The following is a 7,295-nucleotide window of genomic DNA, read 5'->3' on the forward strand; positions in this document are numbered from 1 at the left end:
ATGAGCGTTCACATTGGTCCGGAAATGGTGTTCACGTTGAATCGGAATTGGTGTTCATGATCGGCCGGAATATGCAGTGATGTCATTGATGATGCGGAAGCACAACGGAGTGCTGCTCTTGATGAATTGGGCATATCACCTGTTGATAATTCGGATAAACCGAAACGAACTCAGGCTGAGAACCCCGCTCAGAAGGTAGATGTTCTCTACAAACTCCTCTGGCAACTGATGGACGATTCGTTCTGCACTTATCGTCACCACCGGCAGAAGATCTCGATGAACTCTTTGCAGATGAAGATACGGGCGGCAGCGTATCCGCTCAATCTCAAAGGGTTTGGGTGCTTGCAGCAATTCACATTTGTTGGGGAACAGGGATTGGACATGCTGCTTGGCCAACTAAATCGTGCCCATAAACGCGACCCTAAGACCCGGCACCAATTCCTTTTTTTGTGTGTGATCGCCGACTACACCCTGTTTAATGGTGCGGCTTCTTGCGTCTTGCTCAATGGTTCTGCACTAATGTTGGGGCAGGCTAAACGACCACCACTGTTGCTAAATGGGATGCAGTCAGGTGATGGTCCGTTCATGCTGGCTGTAACCTTTGCCTACGATAAGCCAACCGATGAGGGACCCTCAATCCTCCGTTGGGCGTTGCAACCGCTTGCCAGTGCAGAGACCCCGTTACCAGTTGCCAGTTGGCCAGAGCGCCTTATTGTGATTGAGATGGCCCGTTGCCTGGACAACATTGATCCCAACATCAGCACACGTTACCAGCTCTGGTTGCATAAGCCTGTTTTGCCAATGGTCGACCGAATGACTGGAGTCTGGATCCAGCCGGCGATCACGTTGATGGCCAAGGACTCTCGCGGTGAACGTTGCCGCGTTGCCTTCAGGCTCCAGGGGGAGGGTGACAATATCGAGGCCTACAAACGTACTTTTGAGCATGTCCATACCCTGGATCTGGATAGCCCCAGTACGTTGGCTAAGTCATGCCAAGAGATGTTTGTCATTGGGAAGGGGGTGATTGACGATCACTATCGGGCGCTTGACAAAGAGCGTGCTGAACTGGAAGCAATGGAAGAACAGAAAAAAATCGAGTATCGAATGCAGAATAGAGAGCTTGAAATCCGTGGAGAGCTATCCCTAGCTTCAGCTGGCCACCCAGATATTCCCCCGATGCCGATGGACACTCCAGAGTATGAGATCCCTTACGATGAAGAGTGGGATCGCATGATAGAGGACCCGGACGACTGAATTTCGGGCAAAAAAAAACCACGCCAATAGGCGTGGTTTTTTGTTTTTTAACTTCGGGCCTTAATTCGCAGGAGGCGTGAACGTTCAAATGCGGCCGCATCCTCCCGGCACATAAACCAGAAACGAATCGCAAAGGCTAAGCCGACGACTTCAAGTGCTAAAACAATGTTGATCCACATAATGAGATCCTTGGCCAGAAAGGCCTGGTTGAGGTGGCCCAGATGGGCGGGTTGGAGGTTGGCAGCCGCGGTTAGCGGTACAGGCTGGTTATGCCATCGCCTGTCAGCACACTCTCGGGAGAGAGTGGTTTGGGCTGTGCGCATATGAGGGCGCTCAGGCCAAACATGACAGTCTGAGAACGACAAAACGCAGCCAGGGCTGCGTTTTGTGATTGGGGTGACTCCGATGCATTTCTGCGTGTGCTATGCGGGTAAACCGAAGGAGAATGAGCACTTCGGTAAAATTATCCTATAAGCGGCCGTCATGCAACGGCTGTTATTTATTGCCCATGATGTTCGTGACCAATTTCTTGAGCATCCCGGGTTCGTGTTGCCCTTCCTGGGAAATGGGATGGCCCTGTTCACTGTTTGGTGAGTGACGGCGGGAGCGTTCTTGCCTATCACGCTCTGCCCGCTCTAGCGCGACGCGATAAGTGATACTGCCGCGCATAAAACCAATCAAGGCGCTGAAGCTGAGGCAAAATGCCTGGCACAGTCTGCGGCTGGTTTCATGCTTGTCTTTGGGTGAGCGATTGTGGGTCAGCAGCTCCATAAACTGCAGATCACGGTCGCTGGGCCCATCTGGAATGACGATGCCTGTTGGAGGGGTGATGTCGAAAACCTCCAGGATCGCTTTCTCTGGTGAGTAACCCATATCGAAGACAAGCTGGCGTAGCCTTGTGATGTGCTGCCGTGCTCGTTCTGCTCTCCGGTCGGCCTCGATCATCTCCAATTTAGTGGCACTCATACCCGGGGTGCATAAGGTGGAGGCATTTATTGGTTTGATGTTGACTGCCAGAAAACCTTTTTGTACGGCGCGAGCGTTGAATTCTACAATCATGCCGACTTCAGGAGGAGCCTCACCTAGCCAGTTTTGAGGGGTGATGAAGTAATCGACGCCGGAGATGTCTGCGATAGTGCCGATGGGGCCCGTATCATTGATCACTGTACCGACGACAAAGCCGCGTAGAGGGCCAAATGCGATGCTCATGATTTACTACTGCTCCTGGTAAAGCCAGAGGCGCGAGATAAGCGGCTCATTGGCGGTTTTTTTTGTTTGCCGCGGTGGGCGTTTTTGGGTGACGTCGTAGTTCTTTAGAAGACCGATCTTCACCTTCTGAGCTCCGAGAATGAGAACCGGGGTCGATGCTACTTGCATACGACGGCTATCTCCTTCCACCAGCCAGGCTTGCGGATGGACTGGATTGGGGCGCCGGATGACAAGACGAGCATCATCGGAGAGTGCGGATAGCAGCACAATTTCATCCTCTAGCTGTGCGACCCAACCAGTTGGATCGATTACATGGCGAGGGGGGGAGTCCTGTGATGCTCTAAGCGTACCGATGATCTGTTGTTTGGTCATTCTCTGCATAGTGTTTTTATGAGCCCAACAGAACGAAATTGATCGGGCTGTGTCGCAGGCGACGGTGATTTGTCGGTAAAACTGCAAAGTGATCAGCCCCTCGAACATGCCTTTGCTATGCAGAAACTCCCACCGAGTATTGGGTCCCCCAATTATTGTGCCTGAGTTTGTTACTAGGTCTCGGAAGGTTTTTCGGTCTGCATTAATGGCATCGATTATACCGGCGAGCTCCTCGTTGTGCCTGGAGTGAATCTGAATCGCTCCCGGCAAGCGGTACACCAGGCGAGTGTTTTCACCAGCGTCCGCGTACAGATGGCCCCAAGCATGGTGAGCAGCATACAGAGCTTCGAGTCCGTGAGCCGGAGTCACCGTTATAGAGGGAGTGTCGTGGCGGGTATCCTGCTTCGGGTCATGCGGGGGGAGGGCAAAGGTGCTTCCTTGGATGAACTCGCTGTCGTCAATGAAGTCGCGCAGCATGGCCAACAGCTGGTGTTGACGCTGCTCCAGAGTGCGGAGCTGTGCAGCTAGTTCGTACTTATTCATGGGGCACTCCATCGAGGGGCTCAAACTGGTGCTATTATGACCAGTGGAGAGTGATTTCTCAACCAACATTCCTATAGGATGATCTTCAATCAGAACACAGCCCTTCGGGCTGTGCTCAACTCCTGGGCTACTTTGCTCTAACGACGCCCCGAGTGCTCGGCTAGACCCGGTTCCGCTACTTCTGCGAGACCGCGCTCGCGCGAAGAGAAAGGGTGAGAGAGTGAAGAGAAAGAGAGAAAATAGAGATCATTACTTAGGCTTCGGAGTTTATGAGGATCGTATCGGTTCAGCAGCTAGGCGTCTTGTATCAGTTATCGAAATAGGAATGTTGGTTGAGATTTTAAATGTGACCACCTATCACAATAAGCTCTCCCCCGGAGATACCTCACACCTATGGCGCGATGGCCACAAAGCAGGGCATAAAAAAGCCCCGCTGTGCGGGGCTATTTCTTGAATGTCAGTCTATGTGCTGCATTCACTGTTCAACAGACCTCATCTAGTGAGAGGTAAACCTTGCGCACTGAGCCAGTTCAGTACCGCTTCGTGAAGAAGCTGGTCCGACTCCATTTTCAGTACAGACTCGAGAATCACTCGAGCCAGGCAATCCCCATCTTTCTTGTCAGCATGATCGTAGTCGAAGATGCATGCAAGCCGGGAGTAATCAACTAGCTCAGCAATCCAGGCAGAGGTTTTGCCACAGGCGGTAACCAGAGCATCCATTACCCCATCGTGTTCGTCCGGAGAGGCCTTACGATCACGTAAGTGCATTTGCCAGGTGTTTGCCAGCAGATAACCCATGGTGCTATCGAACATCGGTTTAGTAGCTACGGTGGTAGTAGCGGTATCTTGCAATGAGTTGTGCATTTGTATTCCAAAAGCCCAGAGGGCTGGTTAAACCTTCAACACGAATGTTGAGGCGAAAGGCCGTTGGCCTGGTTGAAGTGAATAGGGGTATAGCAGTCCAAAAAATCAGATTGACGACCTATTCGTTATGGAAAAGAACATATCCAGCTCCGATTTTGCTGGCATCTCTGAACACCGGCCACAATCGTTCTGGGATTGCTCCTTCATCGAGGGCGTCGTAGTTCGCCATATTAAAAAGAAACTCATAAGTTGGGTTGTCATGGTGATGGTTGCCCTTATGAGAGAAGGAGGCGTGCTCACGCACCCATTCCCACTCCGGGACGTCATATGCGCAGTCATAATCTCCGACGGTTTCAGGCATGCTGATTTCCAGCACATGACAGACAGGGCCGGCAGTCACTGCCGGTATCTGAGACTTTCCGACTCTTAGATCAATGACCTCGATTACTGCGCCCCGCATGGACGATGCGATACTCTCAACGACCCTTAGAAGCTCTGGAAGAGCGAGGTTTTCATAGGTTTCGCTGGGCACATAGCTACATAGGGAATCGCCTGATTTGACAGAATTCAGAAGATCCTGGTACGCAGATAGCCACTGTTGTTTATCAATATGTGGGAATACTTGAGCCATCGCATGAGCGAGTAGCACATCATCGATTGCTTGGTTCATGAATTGGACCTCGTTGCATCTGGGCTTTACGCCCGGGTTGGTGTTGGTCACGAGTGGCACATTGCGGACCGAGTGCCATAAGACAGCCTTGGGCTGTTTCTGCATGTGCGCTGACGCCGGAGAAATACCGGTGAACGGACATGCAGAATCAGCCAACGAGGGCTTGGGTGATAGATCTCAGGTGGGGGTACCTGCAGAGTGCAGGGAGAGTTGAAGTTGGTGCCTGGCCGGACGGCCTGTCCCCACGTGGGCACCGAGGACAACCGCAGGATACCGAATATCATGAATGGGAGCAACAGCATCAACTCAGGTTGCGGCTGGCGACCTGATTACCTAAGCAAGGCAAAGCAGCAATGTATGGGGGGCACTGACCCCCTACAAATGTGCAGAGTTCCCTGATCGAATTAGCCACCCCTCAAGGTTGCCATCCACCGCTGTGCCTGCGCCACCAGTATCCCTCCGCCGGCGCTCTCCAGGATCGTCCGCACACTGCCGACCACGGCGCCAATCACTGACCATTTTGGGTTAGGGGAGGCGGCCTGGGCCTTGAGGGTATCCAGATCGGCCTGCAGCTCTGCACACGCCTCTCCCTGCAGTTGCCCTTGCGCGACCACCTGCTGCAGCCACGGCAACAAAGCCGCCAGCGCCTCGGACTTCTGCTCGCCTGTCACCGTCTGCTGTTGTTGGCCGCCGGGCGAGCCCAACATCATTTGACCTCCGATGACATCCCCCCCAATGAAAATATTGGTCACCGATTCCGCCTGCTTCTGCTCCTGGGTGGTAAAGCTCATCCCTTCACCTTGGATCCCCAACTCATCCAGATCGAGTGCCCATTCAAGGACCTTAGTACGCACCGCACCGATCAAACGCTGGACCTGATTTGCTCCAAATCGAACTTGTGGTGCGATTGGCATTTTATAGAGAGCCGCTACCATCTTCGATTGAGACGGGTCCATGGGCAACACTACATATTCTGTCCCTGAAGCCAATGGTTCCACTCCATCAATGGGATAATAGAAGGGACATGTTGTCATCACCTCGTGAAGCTCTGCATTCAGGACCGGTAGCAGCACAAGACCTTTCCCCGGGTTAATGGCGTACAGTTGCCCCGTCAAAATCCGGTACTGAGGGATAACAGCCGACTCTGGGTAGCCATCAAGTTCGTTTTTGATCCAGCTAACCCAGTCAGGCTGCTTGAGCTTACGTGCGGCCACCAGTGCGTTTCGCAGTAGATCGGTTGTCTTGACTTCGGGATTACTGGCTATGGTGATGAGCTGAGGGATAAGGGCGGGCATCAATGCGCTCCTGGGCGATATTGGGCCCTCATTGTACCCGGGTTCGGTGGTTTGGATTGCAGGATTGCAAGCGGCAGGATCCCGGCCGCCCTCATGGCCAGCGGTTGGCTCACGTTGACCGGTCACCCAGCCGGCAAACGCGGCAGTTTACCCGTTCCGCAGGTGCTGCTAGAACCAACGCAAAACGACAAAAAATGCGGAGCTAAATGCTAAACGGTGATCCTCACTGGGTTGGTTGGTATACTGTGTTTTTATACAGCAACCAGAGATGACCAGCATGTTTGCTCAACCCGCCCCTAATGCTCCCTTGCTGGAGATCCCCCTGTTTCTCTCCCCTGTAGCCTGCGGCTTTCCGTCCCCGGCGCAGGATTACACCGAGCAAACCATAGACCTTAATCTGCTGTGCGTGGCGCACCCGGCGGCCACCTACTTTGTGCGGGCGGCCGGTGACAGTATGGTCGACCACGGGATCCGCGATGGCGACCTGCTGGTCGTGGACCGCAGTCGCAAGGCGCGCCACGGTAGCGTGGTGGTCGCCGCGGTCGATGGTGAGTTCACCGTGAAGCAGCTGCAGCTTGATCCCACTGTGGCCTTGCTCCCTGGCAACCCGGCCTATCGGCCTATCCATTTCAGTGAGGGGCAGGAGCTGGAAATCTTCGGGGTGGTGTCCTTTATCGTGCATCAGGTGGATGCCCCATGAACAAGTGCTGCACCGTCGCCCTGGTGGACGTGAACAACTTCTACGCTAGCTGCGAGCGGCTGTTTCGGCCCGACCTTAAGGGGCGGCCAATAGTCGTGCTCTCGAACAACGATGGCTGCGTGGTAGCCCGTTCGGCAGAGGCCAAAGCGCTCGGCATCAAGATGGGAGTGCCGTACTTTCAGATCCGTCAATTCTTCGAGGCTATGGGCGGGGTCTGGTTTTCCAGCAATTATGCCCTTTATGGCGACATGTCGAACCGGGTGATGACCATTTTGGAGGGGATGGCCCCGGCGGTGGAGGTCTACAGCGTTGATAAGAGTAAGTTGTATAGTGCGGACGCCTAAGCTATTGAGTTCTATCTATGGACATTGTTAAGCGTCCCAGGGGC

General features: G+C 53.6%; 8 protein-coding genes and 1 pseudogene. 4 read left to right on the forward strand and 5 right to left on the reverse strand.

What is annotated here, in order from left to right:
* Positions 1–276 precede the first annotated feature (276 nt).
* Positions 277–1,254, forward strand: coding sequence for a hypothetical protein (locus OKC29_RS22700; protein WP_270669795.1), 978 nt, complete (start codon positions 277–279; stop codon positions 1,252–1,254).
* Between the two features lie 495 nt (positions 1,255–1,749).
* Here OKC29_RS22700 and OKC29_RS22705 read toward each other — a convergent pair whose 3' ends face one another.
* Both OKC29_RS22705 and OKC29_RS22710 read right to left on the reverse strand, forming a co-directional pair.
* Positions 1,750–2,463 (reverse strand): hypothetical protein, encoded by a 714-nt coding sequence (locus OKC29_RS22705; RefSeq protein WP_103829325.1) that lies wholly within the window; start codon positions 2,461–2,463, stop codon positions 1,750–1,752.
* Between the two features lie 6 nt (positions 2,464–2,469).
* Positions 2,470–3,378, reverse strand: coding sequence for a DNA replication terminus site-binding protein (locus tag OKC29_RS22710; protein WP_158656463.1), 909 nt, complete (start codon positions 3,376–3,378; stop codon positions 2,470–2,472).
* Positions 3,379–3,598: 220 nt separating this feature from the next.
* On the opposite strand from OKC29_RS22710, the gene OKC29_RS22715 reads away from it, so the two are divergent.
* Positions 3,599–3,832, forward strand: coding sequence for a hypothetical protein (locus OKC29_RS22715; RefSeq protein ID WP_134696316.1), 234 nt, complete (start codon positions 3,599–3,601; stop codon positions 3,830–3,832).
* Between the two features lie 38 nt (positions 3,833–3,870).
* Here the strand turns inward: OKC29_RS22715 and OKC29_RS22720 are convergent, their stop codons facing one another.
* The 3 genes from OKC29_RS22720 to OKC29_RS22730 all read right to left on the reverse strand — a co-directional run bounded on the left by OKC29_RS22720 (position 3,871) and on the right by OKC29_RS22730 (position 6,207).
* Complete coding sequence (locus tag OKC29_RS22720) at positions 3,871–4,242, reverse strand: hypothetical protein (RefSeq protein ID WP_134696315.1); 372 nt, start codon at positions 4,240–4,242, stop codon at positions 3,871–3,873.
* 118 nt (positions 4,243–4,360) lie between these two features.
* Complete coding sequence (locus tag OKC29_RS22725) at positions 4,361–4,912, reverse strand: hypothetical protein (protein WP_128344150.1); 552 nt, start codon at positions 4,910–4,912, stop codon at positions 4,361–4,363.
* 404 nt (positions 4,913–5,316) lie between these two features.
* On the reverse strand, positions 5,317–6,207 hold the full coding sequence (locus OKC29_RS22730) for an AbiTii domain-containing protein (RefSeq protein WP_134696314.1): 891 nt from the start codon (positions 6,205–6,207) through the stop codon (positions 5,317–5,319).
* A 277-nt stretch (positions 6,208–6,484) separates the two neighbouring features.
* On the opposite strand from OKC29_RS22730, the gene umuD reads away from it, so the two are divergent.
* Together umuD and OKC29_RS22740 are read left to right on the forward strand one after the other, a co-directional pair.
* Positions 6,485–6,907 (forward strand): translesion error-prone DNA polymerase V autoproteolytic subunit, encoded by a 423-nt coding sequence (gene umuD, locus OKC29_RS22735; RefSeq protein WP_134696327.1) that lies wholly within the window; start codon positions 6,485–6,487, stop codon positions 6,905–6,907.
* Positions 6,904–7,233 (forward strand): annotated as a pseudogene (locus OKC29_RS22740) (Y-family DNA polymerase); the annotation flags it as partial. The gene umuD and the pseudogene OKC29_RS22740, both read left to right, overlap by 4 nt.
* Positions 7,234–7,295 lie beyond the last annotated feature (62 nt).

The sequence above is a fragment of the Aeromonas sp. QDB34 genome, from assembly GCF_027705405.1.
GTDB lineage: Bacteria > Pseudomonadota > Gammaproteobacteria > Enterobacterales > Aeromonadaceae > Aeromonas > Aeromonas hydrophila.

Excerpts from the sequence above, each read along its gene's own strand:
- OKC29_RS22700 (WP_270669795.1), top strand. The coding sequence starts at position 277 with ATGAACTCTTTGCAGATGAAGATACGGGCGGCAGCGTATCCGCTCAAT.
- OKC29_RS22705 (WP_103829325.1), bottom strand. The coding sequence starts at position 2,463 with ATGAGCATCGCATTTGGCCCTCTACGCGGCTTTGTCGTCGGTACAGTG.
- OKC29_RS22710 (WP_158656463.1), bottom strand. The coding sequence starts at position 3,378 with ATGAATAAGTACGAACTAGCTGCACAGCTCCGCACTCTGGAGCAGCGT.
- OKC29_RS22720 (WP_134696315.1), bottom strand. The coding sequence starts at position 4,242 with ATGCACAACTCATTGCAAGATACCGCTACTACCACCGTAGCTACTAAA.
- OKC29_RS22725 (WP_128344150.1), bottom strand. The coding sequence starts at position 4,912 with ATGAACCAAGCAATCGATGATGTGCTACTCGCTCATGCGATGGCTCAA.
- OKC29_RS22730 (WP_134696314.1), bottom strand. The coding sequence starts at position 6,207 with ATGCCCGCCCTTATCCCTCAGCTCATCACCATAGCCAGTAATCCCGAA.
- umuD (WP_134696327.1), top strand. The coding sequence starts at position 6,485 with ATGTTTGCTCAACCCGCCCCTAATGCTCCCTTGCTGGAGATCCCCCTG.